Annotated in this window: 13 protein-coding genes and 2 tRNA genes; 9 read left to right on the top strand and 6 right to left on the bottom strand. The window is 61.4% G+C overall.

What is annotated here, in order from left to right; genetic code table 11:
• Positions 1-9 precede the first annotated feature (9 nt).
• From ACW5XD_RS09715 to ACW5XD_RS09730, 4 genes are all read left to right on the top strand, one after another.
• Complete coding sequence (locus ACW5XD_RS09715) at positions 10-342, top strand: YggL family protein (RefSeq protein WP_042037566.1); 333 nt, start codon at positions 10-12, stop codon at positions 340-342.
• A gap of 126 nt (positions 343-468) precedes the next feature.
• Entirely contained in the window at positions 469-1,389 is a 921-nt protein-coding gene (glsB, locus tag ACW5XD_RS09720) for a glutaminase B (RefSeq protein ID WP_456494727.1), read from the top strand.
• 29 nt (positions 1,390-1,418) lie between these two features.
• Positions 1,419-2,714, top strand: a complete 1,296-nt coding sequence (locus ACW5XD_RS09725) for a rhodanese-like domain-containing protein (RefSeq protein WP_456494728.1) — start codon at positions 1,419-1,421, stop codon at positions 2,712-2,714.
• A 196-nt stretch (positions 2,715-2,910) separates the two neighbouring features.
• Positions 2,911-3,120, top strand: a complete 210-nt coding sequence (locus ACW5XD_RS09730; RefSeq protein WP_456494729.1) for a YgdI/YgdR family lipoprotein — start codon at positions 2,911-2,913, stop codon at positions 3,118-3,120.
• A 54-nt stretch (positions 3,121-3,174) separates the two neighbouring features.
• On the opposite strand, the gene ACW5XD_RS09735 is transcribed toward ACW5XD_RS09730, so the two are convergent.
• Both ACW5XD_RS09735 and ACW5XD_RS09740 read right to left on the bottom strand, forming a co-directional pair.
• On the bottom strand, positions 3,175-6,735 hold the full coding sequence (locus ACW5XD_RS09735; protein ID WP_456494730.1) for an ATP-binding cassette domain-containing protein: 3,561 nt from the start codon (positions 6,733-6,735) through the stop codon (positions 3,175-3,177).
• A gap of 103 nt (positions 6,736-6,838) precedes the next feature.
• On the bottom strand, positions 6,839-8,116 hold the full coding sequence (locus tag ACW5XD_RS09740; RefSeq protein ID WP_456494731.1) for an alpha/beta hydrolase: 1,278 nt from the start codon (positions 8,114-8,116) through the stop codon (positions 6,839-6,841).
• Between the two features lie 743 nt (positions 8,117-8,859).
• Here ACW5XD_RS09740 and betB point away from each other — a divergent pair.
• The 3 genes from betB to ACW5XD_RS09755 all read left to right on the top strand — a co-directional run bounded on the left by betB (position 8,860) and on the right by ACW5XD_RS09755 (position 13,476).
• On the top strand, positions 8,860-10,323 hold the full coding sequence (betB, locus tag ACW5XD_RS09745; RefSeq protein ID WP_456494732.1) for a betaine-aldehyde dehydrogenase: 1,464 nt from the start codon (positions 8,860-8,862) through the stop codon (positions 10,321-10,323).
• 9 nt (positions 10,324-10,332) lie between these two features.
• Positions 10,333-12,027, top strand: coding sequence for a choline dehydrogenase (gene betA / locus ACW5XD_RS09750; protein WP_456494733.1), 1,695 nt, complete (start codon positions 10,333-10,335; stop codon positions 12,025-12,027).
• Positions 12,028-12,258: 231 nt separating this feature from the next.
• Positions 12,259-13,476: a BCCT family transporter gene (locus ACW5XD_RS09755; protein WP_456494734.1), complete on the top strand. Its 1,218-nt coding sequence runs from the start codon at positions 12,259-12,261 to the stop codon at positions 13,474-13,476.
• Between the two features lie 354 nt (positions 13,477-13,830).
• Here ACW5XD_RS09755 and ACW5XD_RS09760 read toward each other — a convergent pair.
• The 3 genes from ACW5XD_RS09760 to ACW5XD_RS09770 form a co-directional block, all read right to left on the bottom strand.
• Positions 13,831-13,906: transfer RNA gene (locus ACW5XD_RS09760), tRNA-Asn, on the bottom strand.
• Positions 13,907-13,911: 5 nt separating this feature from the next.
• Positions 13,912-13,987: transfer RNA gene (locus ACW5XD_RS09765), tRNA-Phe, on the bottom strand.
• A gap of 196 nt (positions 13,988-14,183) precedes the next feature.
• Positions 14,184-16,415 carry an immune inhibitor A domain-containing protein gene (locus ACW5XD_RS09770; protein WP_456494735.1) on the bottom strand — a complete coding sequence of 744 codons (2,232 nt, stop codon included), beginning with the start codon at positions 16,413-16,415 and terminating at the stop codon, positions 14,184-14,186.
• Between the two features lie 465 nt (positions 16,416-16,880).
• On the opposite strand from ACW5XD_RS09770, the gene rraB reads away from it, so the two are divergent.
• Entirely contained in the window at positions 16,881-17,228 is a 348-nt protein-coding gene (gene rraB, locus ACW5XD_RS09775) for a ribonuclease E inhibitor RraB (RefSeq protein WP_456494736.1), read from the top strand.
• 74 nt (positions 17,229-17,302) lie between these two features.
• On the opposite strand, the gene ACW5XD_RS09780 is transcribed toward rraB, so the two are convergent.
• Positions 17,303-19,276, bottom strand: coding sequence for a putative bifunctional diguanylate cyclase/phosphodiesterase (locus tag ACW5XD_RS09780; RefSeq protein ID WP_456494737.1), 1,974 nt, complete (start codon positions 19,274-19,276; stop codon positions 17,303-17,305).
• Between the two features lie 171 nt (positions 19,277-19,447).
• Here ACW5XD_RS09780 and ACW5XD_RS09785 point away from each other — a divergent pair, with 171 nt between their 5' ends.
• Positions 19,448-19,942, top strand: a complete 495-nt coding sequence (locus ACW5XD_RS09785) for a hypothetical protein (RefSeq protein WP_264305078.1) — start codon at positions 19,448-19,450, stop codon at positions 19,940-19,942.
• Positions 19,943-20,100 lie beyond the last annotated feature (158 nt).

Here is a 20,100-nt window from a genome sequence, read left to right on the forward strand (position 1 = left end):
GGAGCTATCATGGCCAATCGTAGCCGCCGTCTGCGTAAGAAACTGCGAGTCGATGAATTCCAGGAAATGGGATTCGACATCAGTTTCAACTTCCCGGTCGGCACTGCCGAAGCGACCATCGATACCGTAGTCGATGCGATGATCGATGAGGTTGTTGAACCCCGCAGACTGGCCTTCGCCGGTTCAGGCCACCTGGCCTGGGAAGGGATGATCTGCACTCAGCAACTGGGCAAATGTACTGAAGAAGACCGCGCCGTCGTCAAATCCTGGCTGGAAAGCAAGGGGATGGAAGCCGTGGTGGTCACCGAGCTGTTCGACCTCTGGTACGGTGAACCGGCCTGAGACCCGGGCGCCTGTTGCAGGCGCCTTGTTGTGGGTAGATAGGCAAGTTAGACAAGTCCCGCCGTTGGCGGGATTTTTGTCAGTGGGGATGGGATCTCCACACCCGATTTAGTCATGGAATCCTTTATGGTGTTGTCATCCGAATTACTGGCCAGCATTCTGGCAGAGGTGCGCCCGCTGCTCGGACAGGGCAAGGTGGCCGACTATATTCCCGCCCTGGCCCAGGTGCCGGCCGACCGGCTCGGCATCGCCGTCTGTACCGTGGAGGGGGAGCTGTTCACCGCAGGTGACGCCTTCGAGCCCTTTTCCATCCAGAGTATCTCCAAGGCCCTGAGTCTGACGCTGGCCCTTACCCTCTATCAGGAGGAGGAGATCTGGGCCCGGGTTGGCAAGGAGCCCTCCGGTCAGCCGTTCAACTCGCTGGTGCAACTGGAATTCGAGCAGGGTATTCCCCGCAATCCTTTCATCAATGCCGGTGCGCTGGTGGTGAGCGATCTGCTGGAGACCCGGCTCACTGCCCCGCGCCAACGCACTCTGGAGCTGGTGCGCCGCCTCTCTGGCAATCCGGCCATCATGGCGGATCAGGTGGTGGCCCGTTCCGAATACCAGCACTCGGCCCGCAATGCGGCCATCGCCTATCTGATGAAAGCCTATGGCAACTTCGAGAATGAAGTGGACAAGGTGCTGCAGAGCTACTTCAATGCCTGTGCCATTCGCATGAGTTGTGTCGATCTGGCGCGCACTTTCCTCTATCTGGCCAATCGGGGGCTGCCGCTTGGCGAGAGCACGCCGCTGTTGCCGGCTCGCACCACCAAGCAGGTCAACGCCCTGCTCGCCACCTGCGGCCTCTATGACGAGGCCGGTGATTTTGCCTATCGGGTGGGGATGCCGGGCAAATCGGGGGTCGGAGGGGGTATCATGGCGCTCATCCCCGGTGAGCTCTGCATCTGCGTCTGGTCGCCCGAGCTCAACAAGGCGGGCAACTCGCTGGCGGGCACGGCGGCGCTGGAGCTGCTGGCCGAGCGTCTGGGCCGTTCCATTTTTTAACCTTGTTCACTATGAATCGAGAAATCACCATGAAACGACATCTTCGCTTCCTGCAGGCCGCGCTGACGACCTTATTGCTCTGGTGTGCGCTGCCCGCCTTTGCTGCCGAATTGCCACCCCTCTCGCTGGCCGACGCCAAGAGCAAGCAGGCGGTTATGCTGGACACCCGTGCCAGCCACTTCTACCAGGGCTGGCCGATGGAAGGCGAGCAGCAGGGCGGCCATGTGGCCGGTGCCGAGAACCTCTCCGCCGAGTGGAAGTACAGTGATGACGAATGGCCCAAGGCGCTCGAGATCAAGGGCCTGAAAGCCGATCGCCCGGTTGCCCTCTATGGTGCACCGCGGGAAGTGGCTGAAGTCGCCCGTCTGCTGCGCAAGCAGGGCATCAAGCAGCTGTTCGAGCTGCAAGGCTGGCAAGCCGCGCCGCGCGAGCATCTGGTGCGCTGGCAGCAACTGGTCTACCCGCGCTGGTTGGCGGATCTGCAGGAAGGCAAGCCGGTTGCCGCAGCGCCCAAGGGCGACTGGAAGCTGTTTGAAGTGGACTGGGGTTCACCCAAAGCCTACCTGCTGAGCCACATTCCGGGGGCTGGTTACATAGATACCAACCGTCTGGAAGAGGAGCCGCTGTGGAACAAGGTCTCTGACGAGGCACTCAAGAAGTTGCTGCTGGAGAACGGTATTCGCCACGACACCACTGTCATCCTCTATGGCCGCAACACTATGGCAGCCGCCCGCGCCGCGCACCTGATGATGTATGCCGGTGTGGCCGATGTGCGCTTGCTGGACGGTGGTCTGGATGCCTGGTTCGTGCAGCACCTGCGTACCGAGACCGGCCTGGCCAACAAGTTTCCTCCGGTCAAGGATTTCGGCGTCATCATCCCGGCTCACCCCGAGTACTACACCACGCTGAGCCAGGCAAAAGCACTGCTCAAGCAGTCCGACGGCGCGCTGGTCAGCGTGCGAACCTGGGACGAGTTTGTCGGCAACACCTCCGGCTACAGCTACATCAAGCCGAAGGGCGACATTCCGGGGGCCAAATGGGGGCGCGGCGGGGTGGACGCCAACAGCATGAGCGACTTCCACAACCCGGATGGCACCATGAAACCGGCCCGCGAGATCCTCGCCATGTGGGATGAGTGGAACATAGAGCCGGCTCAGCAGGCTGCCTTCTACTGCGGTACCGGCTGGCGCGCCTCCGAGGCGTTCTTCTATGCCTGGCTGATGGATTGGAAGCGGATCAGCGTCTACGACGGCGGCTGGTATGAGTGGAGTTCGGATCCTAAAAACCCGATCGTGACCGGCGAGCGTCAGCCCGCCAAGTCATGAACAGGCAGTAACAAGAGGCCGGACACCTGTCCGGCCTTTTTGCATCCGCGCGAGCTTGCGCCAGCCGGAGGCGTAAGTAGCTGATTGTTGACCTGGCTCCCGTTCCGGCAATCCGTGTTTTCAGGTGTAACAGGGTTGAGCTAGGCTTCAGTCATCACCCTCGTGGTGAGGGTGAAAGAGGGAGAGGAGACCGGCGATGAAGCAACTGATGATGATCCTGGTGTGTGTACTGGGACTCGTGGCGTGCAGCTCTCAATACATCATGAGTACCAAGGACGGGAAGATGATCACCACCGACAGCAAACCCAAGCTGGACGAGAGCACTGGCATGTACCGCTATTATGATGCCGAAGGGCGGGAGGTGATGATCAAGAAGGAGGACGTCACCCAAATCATGGAGCGTTGAGGCTTTCCTCAAATAACAAGGGCTGCCCATCGGCAGCCCTTGTTATTTTCGACCTCAGGCTATCTGGGCCACCTGACGATTGACCTGACCCACAAACAGCTGATGGAAGCGGGAGTGAGAGTTGGCAAGCAGGCTGACCGGTGATCCCTGCTCCACCACGGTTCCCGCCTCCATTACCACGACTTTATCTACTGACAGCAACGGCTCCAGATGGTGGGCGATCACCAGATAGCTGGCCTCGGGCCGATAGCGATAGAGCAGTTCCGCCATCTTGCGCATGCCTCCGTGATCGAGATCCGACGTCGCTTCATCCAGTACGATGAGCGGGCGGCGTGACAGCAGGATGCGGGCGATCACCAGCAATTGGGTCTCGCCAGCCGACAGCTGCAGCTTGTCGAGATCCTCATCCAGCCGGCCGGCGCAGCGCTCTGCCAGACCGACCCTGGCCAGCGCCTGTTCCAGCGCCTCGTCAGGCTGTTCGGTCAGGGGCGCCAGGTTGGCGCGCAGGGTGCCGAAGAAGGTGAGAGGCATCTGGGAGACGGTGTCATAGAGATCGCGCACCGCCTCCGGCGCCAGCGCCGACAACGGCTGGGCATCGTAGTAAATTTCCCCCTGGGAGGCGGGATACATGGCCTGCAGCACCCCGAGCAGCGAGCTCTTGCCCGCGCCTGTGCGCCCGCACACGCCGACTTTCTCGCCGGGGGCCAGTTCGAAGTTCACCTTGTGCAGGGCCCACTGGCTGGCCTGCGGATAGCGCAGCCCCAGATTGTCGAAGCGCACTCTGGGATGGGGGGTCGCCAGCGCTTCCCCATGCTGGCGTTCGCTCTCGATTTCGCTGTACTCGCGCACCCGCTCCACTGCGTTCATCACCTGCTCCACTTCGGCGAAGGTGCGAATGAGGGAGTTGAGCATGGCCGAGGCGGTAAAGGCGTAGGTGATGGCCACGGCCCCCAGCAGCGAGCTGTTGCCAAAGGCCACCATCAGCGCCACCGCGCCTACCAGGGCGGCGGAGAGCAGGGTCTGGTGCATGCCGAGCCAGCGGTTGATGGAGGTGGTGGTGTACCAGCTGCGCAGGTTGTTGTCATAGTGCAGCAGCACCTGATCCAGCGCGAAGCGCTCGGCCCCTGCCAGACGCAGGGCGGGGGCGCCGCGGATGGTCTCGCTGATGCTGATGTAGAGCGGCGAGCGCAGCACGGATGCCTGGCGCCGCAGCTTGAGCTGCACCGCCCGGTAGCGCCGCTGCAGCACATAGAGTGCCCAGCCCACCAGGGGGGCGATGAGCAGCAGCAGCGGCATGTTGACGCCGATCACCACCACCTGCAGCAGCACGGAGATGAGCATGCCGAACAGCCCCATCAGCATTGACAGCAGTATCTCCTGCGCTTCCCCGAGATCCCGATCGAAGCGGTTGAGGATGCGCCCCTGCGGCACCTTGTCAAAGAAGGCCATGGGGGCGCGGCTGATACGCCCCAGCATGCCGTCGAACAGGGTCCAGGCCAGCTTGAGCCCCAGCTTGTAGTTGATGACCCGCACCACCATGATGCAGATGAGTGATCCCGCCCCCAGCAGCACATAGATGCCGAGCAGCTCGCTCACCCCGGTCACCCCGGCCTTGCCGCCGAGCCAGAGATCCGAGGCGATGCGCAGCCCCTCCTGGCCCAGGGTGAGCAGCAGGGCAAGCAGGATGGCGCCGGGGGCGGCGAGACGCTGCCACATGAAGCCAAACAGTCCCCAGTCCACCTTGCCTTCCACTACCTTCTCTTCGTTGAACTGTTCCGCCTCCTGTGGCGCCACCATGGGGGCCGGCTGCGGGTGCTGGATGAGATCCGCCAGCTGGTGGGCATCGAGTTCCACCAACTGGCCCTGCTCGATGCGGATCACCCGATCGCAGTGGGCCAGCACATCCGGATCATGGCTCACCAGCAGCCGGGTCGGCCCCGGCTTGAAGGCGAGCCCCTGCTCCAGTACCTGGGCCGAGACGATGGGATCCAGCGCCGAAAGCGGGTTGTCCAGCAGCAGGATATCGGCCTGGGCATAGAGGGCGCGGGCCAGGGCAACCCGCTGCTGCTGGCCGCCGGAGAGGCGGGTACCCAGCTCCCCCACCAGGGTTTGATCGCCGTGGCTGAGCAGGTTGAGGTCGGCGCCGAGGGCGCAAGCTCCCAGTACCCAGCGATAGCGTTCACCGTGCCAGGGCTGGCCGAACAAGATGTTGTTGCGGATGGTGTCGTTCATCAGCCAGGGCTTGTGGCCCAGATGGGCGACCCGACCGTGGTGGCGGATCTCTCCTTCGAAGTCGTTGTCAAAACCGGCAACGAGGTGCAGCAGGCAGCTCTTGCCCGCCCCGGTGGGGCCGGTGATCCCCACCAGCTCTCCCGGCTGGATGCTGAGGCTGACGTCCTGCAGCACCGGTTTTTGCTGGTGCAGGGCGGTGACCTGTTCCAGCCGCAGACTGCCGACGGGCAGGCTGGCATCGGTGAGGTCCCTGTGCTGCTCCGGGCTGTTGAGGAACTCGCACAATCGGTTGAAGCCGGTGTTGAAGTTGATCAGCGTGCGGATGAGGTAGGGTAACCGCATCATGGGGATGCGAAGCACGGTGAACAGCGCGATGGTGGTGAACACCTGCGGCAGGGTCAGGCTCTGGCCTGACACCAGATAGGTGGTGAAGGTGGCCAGGGTCACCAGCAGCGGCGTACTCAACATCAGGAAGCTGTTGATGGCATCAAGCTTGAGCACTCGCCCGAGCACGCCGAGCTCCTGCTGGCGCTTGGCGTTTGCCGCACGGGTGAAGAAGGCGCCGAGCCCGTTCTGGCGCACCAGTCGCAGCTTCTTGATGTATTCCGCCAGGATGCCGTTGCGCTCGTCCTGCTGGCGCTTGAGCTGCTGCTCCTGCTGGTTCATCCGCCGCACGACCCGAGTGGAGATGAGCAGCAGCAGGGTGAGCACCGCAAAGCCCACCAGACCGGCACTGCCCACCTGCCACACCAGCAGAGCTATGGTGCCGAGCAGCTGCAGTGCCATGGTAAGTGGCATGGCGGGGTCCGCAAGAATCCAAGTAATGTCCCACACATCCCGATTGATGAGGTTCTGCACCCGGCCACCGGCCCGGTCGTCGAAGCTCTTGCCCCCCAGCTTCATCACCTTGGCGAGCAGGGCTTCGGCCAGCAGGCGGCGAATGGGGACGTGCATCTTGAGCGCCAGCTGCAGCGAGTGCTCCGCCAGCATGCCGGCGGCGAGCACAGAAGCAAACAGGGCGAACGCCAGCAGCAATTTTTGCCCCGTGGGGGCACCCGCACCGAGCTGGGTCATGCTGTGGTTGAGCAGCCAGGGACTGGCCAGGGTCGCCAGCATGCCGAGCAGTTGCAACAGGGTGAGCAGGCCAATTCGCCCCTTGTAATGGCGCCAGATGAAGGAGGTGACGGGCCAGGGGCGCACCGGCGCACTGGCGGTGAGCCGCAGGAAGGCATCGGCCCTGCCGTCACGTCTGTCTTCCTGCAGCAGGAGATAGAGATCGTCGAGGCTGACCTGAGGTTCTGTCAGCCCCTTGCGTTGCAGCGGGCCCGTCCAGTGATAGAAGAGGCGACTCAGCCAGCTGGCCGAGATTTCCGGGTGATCCAATGGGTGTCCTTATTATTGTGCTGCTTCCAGGGGGTGGGGCGACTCAGGGGGCGCCCCCGATCTTATGGTGTTATGCCCGCGGGATGGCTGACCCGGGCCGGTATCAGCGATCCCGATTCAAGCGGATGAGTCGGTCCAGGATCTGCTCGCCATCGACCCGCAGGCCGTTGTGCTCATATTCGTTGGTGATCCAGGCACGGCTGTTGCCAAGTCCCTTGAGGGTCTCGCGGCTGTAGTCGAACTCCACGTACATGTCTTCGGCATAGACGGCGCAGGCCACCGGCACCAGGTTGCGGGCCAGCTGCACCGGGTCGTAGAGCGGCCCCCAATCGACCTTCTTGGCCAGCAGGTGGGCGGCTTCTTTCAAGGGGATCAGCTCGCGGAACTGCTCGAACATCCAGGGGAAGATCATCTCGCCGGTGAAGGCGACATCCTTGCCGGGCGTCCAGGCCAGGCCGGGGAATTCGCCCCTGACCCGCTCGGCCGCCCAGTCGCTTGCGCTCCCTTCGCAATAGATGGATTCGTGCAGGATGGCGAACACCGGATTGGTGTTGAACGGCTGCATCGCCTGCACCTGATAGAGGAAGGCGGGGTTGATCCGCTCGCCGATGAAGGCGTCTTCCAACAGGTAGTAGAGCTCCTCGAAGGCGCCACTGGCACCCAGATCCAGCCCTTGCTGCTGCAACTGCTCCACCGTCAGGCGCTGGCCGTTGGGCAGGCGCACCTCATGGCTGTGCAGGTGGTTGGCCAGCCGGTTGGCGATGGCCTGGGCGTGGGGGAAACGGGCGAAGAAGGCGCGGTTCTTGTCCGCCACCCGCTGGTAGGTGGCGCGGTAGACCTCGTCCGCGCTGCGGCCGATGGGGGCCACGCCACCGGTGAGATAGACCTCGTGCAGGCTGTCCGGGAACAGGGAGAGGTAGGTAAGGCTGCAAAAGCCGCCGAAGCTCTGGCCAAGCAGGCTCCAGGGGCGGTCCGGGCTCAAGGTCTCGCGAATGTATTCCGCGTCGCGCACTATGCTGTCGGCGCGAAAGTGACTGAGGTAGTCAGCCTGTTGCCGGGCCGTGAGCTGGGCCAGTGCCTCGGCACTGATGGGGCTTGAGTGACCTGTGCCGCGCTGATCGAGCAGCAATACCCGAAACTCCTGCAGGGCCCGCTTGAGCCAGCCACTGTTGGCGGTCGGGCGAGGGGCGCCAAAGCCGGGCCCTCCCTGCAAGAACAGCAGCCAGGGCAGCTCGTCGTGCAGCCTGTCCTGGTGGCAGAGGGTACGGCCAAACAGGCTGAGCGTCTCCTCGTCGTCCGGTCGCTGGTGATCGAGGGGCACGGTGAAGAAGTGTGGCTCGCAATGGATGCCGTCCAGCACGTAACGCAAGGGGCTGCTCATATCTGACGTTCTCCCTGAACGAGGTGACGGTTGTTTGAGGTGGAATCACATCATAACCATGGCGTCCTGTCTGGTCACGCCGGTTTTTTGGGGGGATATCGCAAGCCTGAGGGCTGGCATTGTCCGGTGGGAAGCGGTGCGATCCCGTTCCGGGCGGGTGCAATTCCTTGTTCAAAAGGTGGCGCAAGATGGTTCTTCATCAAGGGACGGATGAGTATCACATCGCCGTTTATGCTGCTTGTTAGCAACAATATGTAGATGATTATACTTAGATATCAAACCTGTTGGTTGTCGTGACGGCTAAATGTATGCATTTGTTTTATAAGTGGTTGTGTTGGTAGTTATCCGTATTGTTTATTAAATTGTCATTTATGTGGTGGTTGATCGTTTCTGCTCTAACCTTTATGGTGATCTCTGGTTAAACAATAAATTAACAAGAGTGTCCATAGGCAGAGTCTCTAACAGGAACAGGTGTTTCCAGCTCGCGATCCGCCGAGCTCAGGTGAACGAATCCACCAAGCAACGCCTCGCCCTCAACAGCATCATGGTCTTGGCCAGTATGTTCTCCGACATCATCAATCACTGTGCTGCTGGCAAACCGGTGCGGCTGGTTGGGACTAAACAGCACGCAACTGTGCCGCCACACGCCCCCGCTCTTGGCTTGGAATTTGACGTCTGTTGCCTCCGCGGCGCTGCAAACGTCTTGTCCAGCAACAACCCATCCATCTGTATGGAGTGAATCAATGTCTCTGAAGCGTTATCAGAATTTTGTCGATGGTCGATCTCTGGCCAATGCCTCTGGCGAGTATTTCGAGGTAATCAACCCGGCCACCGGCACCGCCATCTACGAGGTGGAAATCGCCGATGAGAGCATCCAGGTCGCAGCCCTCGCGAGCGCCCAGCGCGGTTTTGCAATCTGGTCGGGGATGAGCGGGGTTGAACGTGGCCGGATCCTGCTGCGTGCCGTGACCTTGCTGCGTGAACGCAACGATGCCCTGGCCGCCATCGAGGTCGCTGACACAGGCAAGCCCTGGCAGGAAGCCTCGGTGGTGGACGTGACGACCGGCGCTGACAGCATAGAGTTCTTCGCTGGTCTGGCCGCCGCCATCGAGGGCAATCAGCAGCAGCTGGGAGCTGATTTTTACTACAGCCGCCGCGAGCCTCTCGGCATTTGTGCCGGGATCGGAGCCTGGAACTATCCGCTGCAAATTGCCTGCTGGAAGGCGGCCCCCGCGCTTGCCTGCGGCAACAGCATGATCTTCAAACCCTCGGAAGAGACGCCCCTCGGAGCGCTCAAACTGGCAGAGATCTTCATCGAGGCGGGTATGCCGGCCGGTGTGTTCAACGTGGTGCAGGGGGACGGGCGGGTCGGTGCCTGGCTGAGTCAGGCGCCCGAGGTGGCCAAGGTCTCTTTCACCGGCGAGGTGGGAACCGGCAAAAAAGTGATGCGTGCCGCTGCTGAGACCCTCAAGGGGGTGACCATGGAGCTGGGCGGCAAGTCGCCCCTCATCATCTTCGATGATGCGGAGCTGGAAGAGGCAGTCAGCGCTGCCATGGTGGCGAACTTCTATACCCAGGGCGAGGTGTGTACCCATGGCACTCGCGTCTATGTGCAGCAAGGCATCTACCCCGCCTTCATGGCGCGGCTGCTGGCCCGCACCCGGGACAATATCCGGGTCGGCGACCCCATGGATCCGGCCACCAACTTCGGTGCCCTCATCTCCCGCGAGCATCAGCGCAAGGTGCTTGATTATATCCGCATCGGCCAAGAGGAGGGGGCCACCCTGCGCTGTGGCGGGGTGGCGCTGCGTCCAGCAACTGCACCCGATGGTTATTTCGTCGCCCCCACCATCTTCAGTGATTGTCGCGATGAGATGCGGATCTGCCGTGAAGAGATCTTCGGTCCCGTCATGTCGGTGCTCAGCTTCGAGCAGGAAGAGGAGGTGGTACGGCGAGCCAATGATACGGCGCTGGGGTTGGCGGCCGGGGTCTTTACCCGCGATATTCGCCGTGCCCACCGGGTGGTGCATCAGTTGCAGGCGGGGATCTGCTGGATCAACAGCTACGGCGTTTCTCCGGCCGAGATGCCGGTTGGCGGTTTCAAGCAGTCGGGCATAGGGCGGGAGAATGGCTTGGCAACCCTGCAACACTACACCCAGCTCAAGTCTGTCTATGTCGGCATGCAAGCCATCCAGAGCCCGTTTTAAGGAGGCACCATGAAGCCGTTCGATTACATCATTGTGGGGGCTGGCAGCGCGGGCTGCGTGCTTGCCAACCGCCTGAGCGAGGATGGCCAGCACCAGGTACTGCTGCTGGAGACGGGGGGCAGCGACAAGAGCATCTTCATCCAGATGCCGACAGCGCTCTCCATCCCCATGAATACCAGAAAGTACGCCTGGCAGTTCGACACTGAGCCCGAGCCTCATCTGGACGGACGGCGCATGCATTGCCCACGGGGCAAGGTATTGGGCGGTTCCTCCTCCATCAATGGCATGGTCTATGTGCGCGGCCATGCCGGTGACTTTGACGAGTGGCAGCAGGCGGGGGCCAAGGGCTGGGACTATGCCCACTGCCTGCCCTACTTCAAGCGGGCCGAGCAGTGGGCCTTCGGTGGGGATGATTATCGCGGTGACGAGGGGCCGCTTGGGGTCAACAATGGCAACCAGATGCAAAACCCCCTCTATCAGGCCTTCATCGATGCCGGAATCGAGGCAGGCTACGACGGGACGGCCGATTACAACGGTCGCCAGCAGGAGGGGTTCGGCCCCATGCACATGACGGTCAGGCAGGGAGTGCGCAGCTCCAGTGCCAATGCTTATCTGAGACCGGCCATGGGACGTGACAATCTTACCGTGCTGACCGGTGCCCTGGTCCACAAGGTGTTGCTCGAAGGCAAGCGTGCGGTCGGGGTGCGCTTCGAGCGACAGGGCCGGTTACAGGAGGTGAAGGCCGACAAGGAGGTGATCCTGAGTGCGGGCCCTATCGGTTCTCCCCATCTGCTGCAGCTATCCGGTATTGGCGATCCAGATACCCTGGGTGAGGCCGGTATCGGTGTGCTGCATCCTTTGCCCGGGGTTGGACGCAACCTGCAGGATCATCTGGAGTTCTACTTTCAGTTTCGCTGCCTGCAACCCATCACCCTCAACGGCAAGCTGGGTCTGTGGAACAAGTTTCTCATCGGCAGTCGCTGGTTGTTGCGCAAGGATGGCCTAGGGGCAACCAATCACTTCGAGTCCTGCGGTTTCATTCGCTCCAGAGCCGGGGTGCCCTGGCCGGATCTGCAGTATCACTTCCTGCCCGCCGCCATGCGTTATGACGGCAAAGAGGCATTCGCGGGTCACGGCTTTCAGGTCCACATCGGCCATAACAAGCCCCGCAGTCGCGGGCAGGTGCGGGTGCGCTCTGCCGATCCGCATCAGGCACCGGCCATCCGTTTCAATTACCTCTCTCATCCGGACGACGTTGAGGGCTTTCGCGCCTGTGTGCGCTTGACCAGGGAAATCATTGGCCAGCCTGCGCTGGATGCCTATCGGGGGGAGGAGATCCAGCCAGGTGAGTCGGTACAAAGCGATGAGCAGATAGATGCCTTCGTACGCCGCGCCGTAGAGAGCGCCTATCACCCCTCCTGCTCCTGCAAGATGGGCACGGATCTGCAAGCCGTGGTGGATCCTGAGACCAGAGTGCATGGCCTGCAGGGGTTGCGGGTGGTGGATTCCTCCATCTTCCCGACCATTCCCAACGGCAACCTCAACGCGCCCACCCTGATGGTGGCCGAGCGTGCCGCAGACCTTATCCTGGGCAAGGCACCGCTGGCGGCACAAGCGGTCGAGGTGGGGCTGGCCGACGACTGGCAGGAGAAGCAGCGTCCGCGCAAGCCTGTGCGTTCACTGGCTTGTGCTGCCAGGGGCTGAGTCAAGCGACGCCCACCCAGATGGCTGTAGTTCGTCAGATTTTAGCTATCGCCTAGCCTGTCTCGATACTGGCGATAGCTAAGTCCTGATCCCGTGTCTGTATTTCCCCCCGCATTTCATGGGGTTGGGGATGTCATGGCCGCAGGAAGCCGAACTGCCTCTTGAACACCACATGCAATGACAAGGAGCACTTATGTTTGGTCACGAAAGGGATATCGCAGGAGGTCAGTCATGATGATCTGGCTCAGTACAGGAATACTGTTTACCTTTGCCGCCATCGCGTTTGTTCTCTATCGCTGGGGCAATATTCGCTGCATCGGCATCACACCGGTGCGAACCTTCACCTTTGTCGCCATCCTGTTCACGTCCGGGCTGGATGTGGGGCTCATCATGTTCCCCCTCACCGAGTTTGCCGGTTATGGCGATCTACAGGCGAATCCGGAATATGGCTTTACCAATCCACTGGCCATCGAGTTTGGCTATTGGGGCTTTCTCATCTGGGGCTTTTACTTCCTCACTTGTTTCTATTTTTGCGTGATAGAGCCCAGAGTGGGTTTTTTCGAACTGGCCCTGGTGAAATTTCTCAACAATCTGGTGATCATCGGCACCTGTGCCTTCACCGCCTATCTGTTGTTGAGCAACCTGCCCTGGTATGTGCCCCAGATCGGAGATGGCGAGAGCCTGGTGGCCAGCTTCTATCTGATCGTGCTGCTGGTGATCGCGCTCTCCATCTATTCAAGCACCAGCCTGAAGTTTGTCAGGGTCCTGAGTTTGGGCACGACGACGTGTTTCATCGCCCTGATCATCCTGATGTGGAGTGCCGCCTTTCTCACGCCTGCAGGATCTCTGGCCGACTTTGCCGCTACCCTGGCGCTGGTGGGGGGATATTTTGGTCACATAGAACGCTTCGTGCTGCCCCTCAACGATTACCACGCCTTTTATCTCTACTGGTGGTTCTCCTGGAGCATCATGATCGGCCAGTTCACCGCCCGCTTCGTCGGTGGTCTGCGTACCTGGCAACTGTTGGGGGTCATGCTGGTGTTCCCTTCCCTGGCCATTGCCGTCTGGTTTGCCGTGCTCTACTACTACCATGAGCAGGGGCTCTCGACCGCCGGTTTCTTCAACTGGGCCATGGTCGCCGTAGGGATCACCATGGTGATCAACTCTCTCGATTCGCTGATCCGCCTCTATACCGACAACCTGGGACTGACGACCCGGCGGCTCGGCCAGTGGCGCTATTTCGGGCTCAACTTGCTGCTGCTGGCCGGTCTGACACTACTATTCCAGCTCGATTTTCTGCAGATCCAGTGGGTCGGTGCCCTGGTGATCGGGCTTTTCTTCGCCTGCTTTGGTTACATACTTGGCTACAGGTTCAACGAAGTGCGCGGCATAGTCGGGGCACCGAAAGAGAATCGCCTCGACTACGGCAAGATAGAGCTGGCGGGATGATTGAGGCGAGGTTGGTGATATGCAACGCTGGAGAGTCATGAGAGTGTGCTGCGGGCGTGATGCAGGATCTGACTTTATTATTGCGGGGGAGTTGACGCCGACTGGCGGCTGCACAAAGATGGCTCGCCTGCCGAGCTGGGCAGGGATACGCGCCGCAACAGGTTGAGGTGGGCTCGATGAAGCCTAAGTGGATACGATTCAGGAAAAGAGAGAAAGAGGTGGATCCGGAGGGGGTGCTGCAAACGGGCCTGTGGCTGTTTAGCGCCACCTGTGGGGCAACGCTGCTATTGGCGGCCTGCAACGGCAGCTGACCGGAATGAAAAAAGCCCGCTCGATGAGCGGGCTTTTCAAATTTGGCTCCTCCTGCTGGACTTGAACCAGCGACATACGGATTAACAGTCCGCCGTTCTACCGACTGAACTAAGGAGGAATTATTGGTGCCCAGAGACGGAATCGAACCGCCGACACGGGGATTTTCAATCCCCTGCTCTACCGACTGAGCTATCTGGGCAACGGCGCGCATTAAACCCTTTCTGCGTTCGGGTGTCAACCGCAGGGCGCAGATTGCTGTACCGTTCGCTCGATAACCGAACAATTTGACCGCGTGTCATCCGTTTTTGCCCTCATTCGTGCCCTGTTGTACTGTCTTGTCCGCTTGCCACCATGAAAAAGGGGGCCTGAGGCCCCCTGAACGCCAAGGTCATGACTCAATGACGGCTGACGATGATCCTTCCTGTGCTCATGTCACGGGCCTGGCCGGTGACGCTGATCTTGAGCCCGTATTCGGGCAGCAGGCGACCGGCATCCGGGATCTCCTTGCTCTGGTAGCTGCGGGAATCCTTGAACACCCGGTTCGGAGTGATCCAGAAGTCGCGCAGCAGGGAGCCGCTCGGGTGTTTGAGGTTGAGCGGCTGCTGGAAGCCCAGACTGAAGGTGGCGTCGTGGATCTGGTAGCGTGTACCGGCCACGGCGCCGTCGCTCCACGTGAGGGTGCGCTGATCCGCATCCACCACCCCGAGGAAGCCCTCACCCGGGTGGACGCCCACCCAGTTGTTGGCCTGACTGTTGTCCACGTACCAGAGCAGCATACCCGGCTCGTAGCGCAGCAGCTGGTCGGCCACCTTGATGTGGGCCAGCCCCTTGTCGACCCCGGCGTGGTTGCGCCACTCGGCCAGGTAGTAATGATCCTTGGCCTCGTTGCCGTTGCTCTTCACGAAGCCGGCCAGGGTAAAGGCAGAGCTGCCCTCGGCCCCGTCGCTCAGCAGCACTTCACCGTCGGCTGCCACCTGGAGCTCGTCCACGAACAGGCCGTTCTCGGCCACGCCGCCGTCGCTCTGGTATTGCAGGGTGAGGGTGACCTGCTGACCGGCCCAGGGCGTGAGGTCGAACTCGGCATCGGTCCAGCCGTTGGAGTTGCCCGTGATGCCGACCCCGAAGCCGACGCCGTTCGGATCGTCGCTGGTGGTCAGGTTGCCCGCGATGGGCTGGCCGTTGACCAGCACCCTGGCGTAGTCATACCCCTCCTCAATCTGATACCAGGCCTTGAAGCTGAGGCTGGCGCTCTGCCTGCCGCCCAGATCCAGCTTGAGGCTCATGCGGTTGTCCAGGTTGTTGGCCTTGCCACCGTGATACTCATACTGGCCGGCGTAGGGCGGGTTGAGCGGGATCTGCTTGGCCGGCAGGTTGATGCGCACCACGTCGTCGTTGCGCCCCTTGTCGTTGGCCTGATCCAGCATGTAGACGTTGCCGCGGGGGCTGAGATCGGCGAGCTGCACATTGCTGCCGTGCAGCCAGTTGCCGCCGAGGGAGGCCTGCAGGAACTCCTTGGCCCAGGCGGAGAAACCGGTCGGCTCGGTGCCGCCGATGAACCCGGCCCAGGAGCCGGACGACATGATGGACCAGGTTGCCACCGGTTCCCCCTTGCCGGTGTACTTTGTGTCGTATTCGTCCGGCAGTCCCAGATCGTGGCCATATTCGTGGGCGCAGACTCCGGCCGCCGCATCGATGGGCTGAATGGTGTAGTCGTAGGCCGCAAACTGGCCGCCGAAGTTCTGGCTTGGGCTGCTGGTGCCGGGAATAGGGTAGGGGGCGCCCAGATTCCAGCGGTGTGCCCAGATGGCGTCTTCGCCGAGATCGCCGCCACCGGCCTCTTCGCCGACGCTGGAGTGAAAGATCATCAGGTGGTCGATGAGACCGTCCGGCTCGTCCCGATTGCCGTTGCCGTTCAGATCGTAGCGATCCTCCTGATCAAACTGGGCCAGATCGATGGCGGGGTCGTTCGCTACCTGGATCAGCGCTTCCTTCACCAGCTCCCGTATGGTGTTCGGGGTAGCGTTGGCGCCGTAGTAGGCAGCGTTCTTGTCGGCGGCATACCAGCCCGCCACCTGACCGCGCACACTGTAGCTCTGGCCGGACTGCTGCTCGTAGAACTGGCGCATGGAGATGAACTGCTCGCCGTTCGGGCCGGCATAGCCCTTGTCGGAGAACAGCAGGTCGTTGTAGTGCGCCGGGGTGTAATCCGGGTAGTACATCTTGGTGAGCTCGGGACTGACGCTGTTTTTCGGGTAGTCGGGGAAGTCCACCAGGATGGCGAGGATCTTGTCCTTGCGCATCTTGCCCTGATAGTGCTCCTTCTCGATGGCCTTGAGCAGCAGGGTGGGCACCCGATCGCCGGGACGGGCGGTGCCGTTGAGGCGGATCTTCTTGAGGATGGTCTCCCGCATCTTGCCCTCTTTCACCGCCAATGTGCCACTGCTGCCGTTATAGGCCCGTGACTTTTCGCGGTAGAAGCTGGCGAGGGCGGCCTGCTCCATCTCGGGAGAGGCCTGGGTCGGGATGCGGCCGCTCTTTTTGAGCATCTCCAGCACCTTCACCTCATCCGCCAGAGGGGCATCGAACGGGCCATGTACCGGGGCGGCCATGGCGTGGTTTCCAATCATAAGGGTTGAGCCTATGACCAGGCTCATTATTGTTTTTTTAGGCATTATCTATGTGCTCCTTCACATGATAAAAAGGGAGCCCTGCTGGCTCCTTTTACGTGCGGACAGTGCTCCGCCCGCGTCCCTTGATACACCCCGGTCATGGCCTTGTCACCGTGTAGTGGATGGTCGATAGCACTGATTTTTAAATGGTTTTCGATGGTGTTATGTCGTTGTTGTACGCTCCAGTGAAGTTCCGTATGGGGCATGTTGTGGGTGGTGGAGGATTACACTTTATTAACCTTTTGTGATGGCACCCCATTTGGGGTGGCCGCGGGCGACGGCTTATCTTGGTCTGCCGCATTGAGCCGGATGCGCTCTGCGGGTATGCTTTGCCGCAACTATGCCGCCCGGGGGGCCCTGGCCTGAACAGGCACCCCGTGGCCGACGGCATTTGGCACCAACCAAGTACCATTTGGGGTTAATATGAGTCTTGATATGCAAGAGTGGCGTGCAGAGACCACCGCCATCGTCAACGAGTTGCTGGCTGATGGCAGCAACCCGGATCTGGAATACGAGATTGAGCACCACTTCGCCTGCCAGGATTTCGATCAGCTGGAGAAGGCCGCCGTCGACTTGTTCAAGGCTGGGTTTGAAGTGACAGATGCCGAAGAGATGGAGCTGGATGACGGCGCCCCCATCTTCTGTTTCGACGCCACCGTCGAGTGCAAGCTGGAGATCGAGGCCATCGTCGCCGACATCGAAAAAATCCTGCCGATCCTTCAGAAATACGGTGTGGACTACGATGGTTGGGGCACTTACTTCCAGGAGTAAGCGGGCTTGAGTCACGACTGTCTGCCTGACAAGCAAAAGGCCACCCTTGGGGTGGCCTTTTTGTTGGCTGGCGATCAGGCGCCAGGCAGCTGGTAACTGCGGGCAAACTCGTCGGGGGGCAGGGGGCGGCTGAACAGGTAGCCCTGCAGCCGATCGCAACCGGCTTGCACCAGCCACGCTTGCTGCTCCTGCGTCTCCACCCCTTCGGCAGTGATCTTGATGCCGAGCTCGTGGCCCAGCCCGATGACGGAGCGCACGATGGCGGTGGTAGCCTGATTGGTGGCCAGCCCCTGGGTAAAGCTGCGGTCCAGCTTGAGGGTCGCCACCTGCAGCCGCGGCAGGTAGGCGAGCGAGCAGTAACCCGTGCCGAAGTCATCGATGGCGAGCTGGAATCCCGCCTCGATCAGACAGGCGAGGTTGCTCTCGATCTCGTCGGCGTTCTCCATCAGCACCCCTTCGGTGATCTCCAGCTCCAGTTGCCAGGGCGTCAGGCCGTGGCGCTCGATGCAGGCGAAGATCTGCGGGCAGAGCTCGGGGTCGCGAAATTGCAGCGGTGACAGGTTGATGGAGAGCACCAGATCCGGCGCCGCCGCCTGCCAGCGGGCCAGCTGGGCACAGCCTCGTTCCAGCATGCGCTGGCCGAGCTGGCCGATGAGCCCCAGCTCCTCCGCCAGCGGGATGAACTCATCCGGCGAGATCATGCCGAGCTCGGGGTGAGGCCAGCGGCAGAGCAGCTCGGCCCCGTGCAACTGATTGTTGCGGGCGCTGATGATGGGTTGATAGACGGCGGTGAGCTGGCCTGACTTGATGGCCAGCGGCAACTGGGCCGCGATCAGCTGACGGCGCTTGAGTTTGGCGTTGAGCTCGGGATCGAACAGGGTGCAGTGCTGCTGCTGACGTTTGCCCTGGGCCAGTGCGGCTTCGGCATGGCTCAGCAGCCGCTCCGCATCGTTGGCCTTGCCGTGGGCTATGCCGAGGAACACCGGGATCTGGATCCTGTGCTCCTCGACCTGGTAGGGTACCATCAGCTCCCCTTGCAGGCGGCGGCTCCAGTCAGCGAGCGGCTCGGTCAGCTCGGGCAGCAACATGGCAAAATCGTCGGCCGCGACCCGGCACACCAGCGACTGGGGCGGGGCCAGCTGTTGCAGGCGGCGGGCCACCTGACTCAGCAGGCGATCGGCCACCCGGATGCCGAAGCGGTCGTTGATCTCGCGAAAGTGTTGCAGATCGACCAGCAGCAGGCTGGCCTTGCGGGTGCCGAGATGGCGGCTGGTCTGCAGAAAATGGGATAGCTTGAGCAGGCCGGTCAGGCTGTCGTAGTGCTGCTCCTGCTGCAGCTGGGCCTGGGTGGTGCGCAGCCCTGTGATGTCACGGCTCAAGGTGAGAATGCCGAGGGAGTTGCCCTCGTCGTCCGGCACATCGACCCGGGTGACCTCCAGGTGGCGGCCCTGGCCGCTGGCATCCACCAGACAGTATTCACCGCGCCCCATCGGCAGCTCGGTGGAGAGGCGGTGAGCGACCCGCTGGCCGAGCGCCTCGCTCGCCACCATGCCCATGAAGTCGAGAAAGGCCTGATTGCAGTCGATGAGCAGGCCCTGATGGTCCTCCAGCCGGATCGGGTCCGGAATGGCGTCCAGCAAACGGCGTTGCAGCAGTTGTTGCTGGCGAAAGGTCTGCTCCAGCTCCTTGCGCTGACCTATTTCGTTGACCATGCCAAACAGGGCCACCGGTTTGCCCTGCGTGTCGTAGAGCGGGATCTTGTGGATCTCCATCCAGCTGGTGGCATCGCCACTGTGGCAGTGCAACTGCTGATAGAGCAAGGGTTTGCCCTCCGCCAGCAGGCGTAGATCCTCTTCCCGAAAGATGTCACCCCATGGCATCTCTGCATCCGTCTTGCCGATGAGCGCTGTCGGTTGCGGCAGGCCAGCCTGCTCGGTGAACGCCCGGTTGGCAAACAGGTAGCGCCCGTCCGTATCTCGGCAGAAGATATTCATGGGTAACTGATCGATGATCTGCTGCAGCAGGGGCAGGGTGAGCAAGGAGTTCACGCAGACACTCACGGGGGAAATTTCGAGCAAATCTATGATAGCAGGCTGGTTTTGTAAAGCTCGGGTTAATGCTGATGCATTTCTGTCGATCCCTGCTGACAGCCTGTGTCGCTGACGCCATAATAGCCGCCGGTTGGCCGATGGCCGGATAATATGGATGAGAGAAGCAGCATGAAAAAGATAATGGGGGTAGCCCTGGCCCTGTTGATGGCCGGTTGTGCCAGTGACAACAATGGCGGCGAGCAGTATCGCTATAATCCGCCGGTTGCCAAGGCGACCAACAACACCCAGGAGATGCAGATCCCGGTGGATCTGGTGTGGGCCCGCGCCGAGAAGTGGTTTGGCGATCACGGCCTCAACATCGAGAACAGCCAGCGCGGCTCAGGCCTGATGACCGCCAACGTCGAGAACTCGGCCGATGGCCTGGAGTGGCTGGATTGCGGCACCATGGGTTCCAAAGTGGCGCTGGGCAACCCCAATCTGCAGATCAACCTGATCATCACCCAGAGCGGCAACAACAGCGTGGCGACCGTCAACGTCAAGGGCAACACCCAGCTCTACTTCGTCGAATCCTCCGGCGAGCGGGTGCTGGCACCCTCCATTACCCCGGTCTGCGTCTCTCGCGGCAGCCTGGAACAGAGCCTGTTCTCTACTCTGGGCAACTGATCCGCCTCTGTCAGCCGCCCGCTTGTCTGGCGGCTCACACCAAACACCCCGTTGTCTGCAACGGGGTGTTTGTTTTTGTGGCCGCGTGCCGCAAGGCGGGGAATGCAGTCATCCACTTATCCTGGCTGCCACTTGCGGCCAGCCATAAAAAAACGCCC

The organism is Aeromonas enterica (assembly GCF_054052465.1).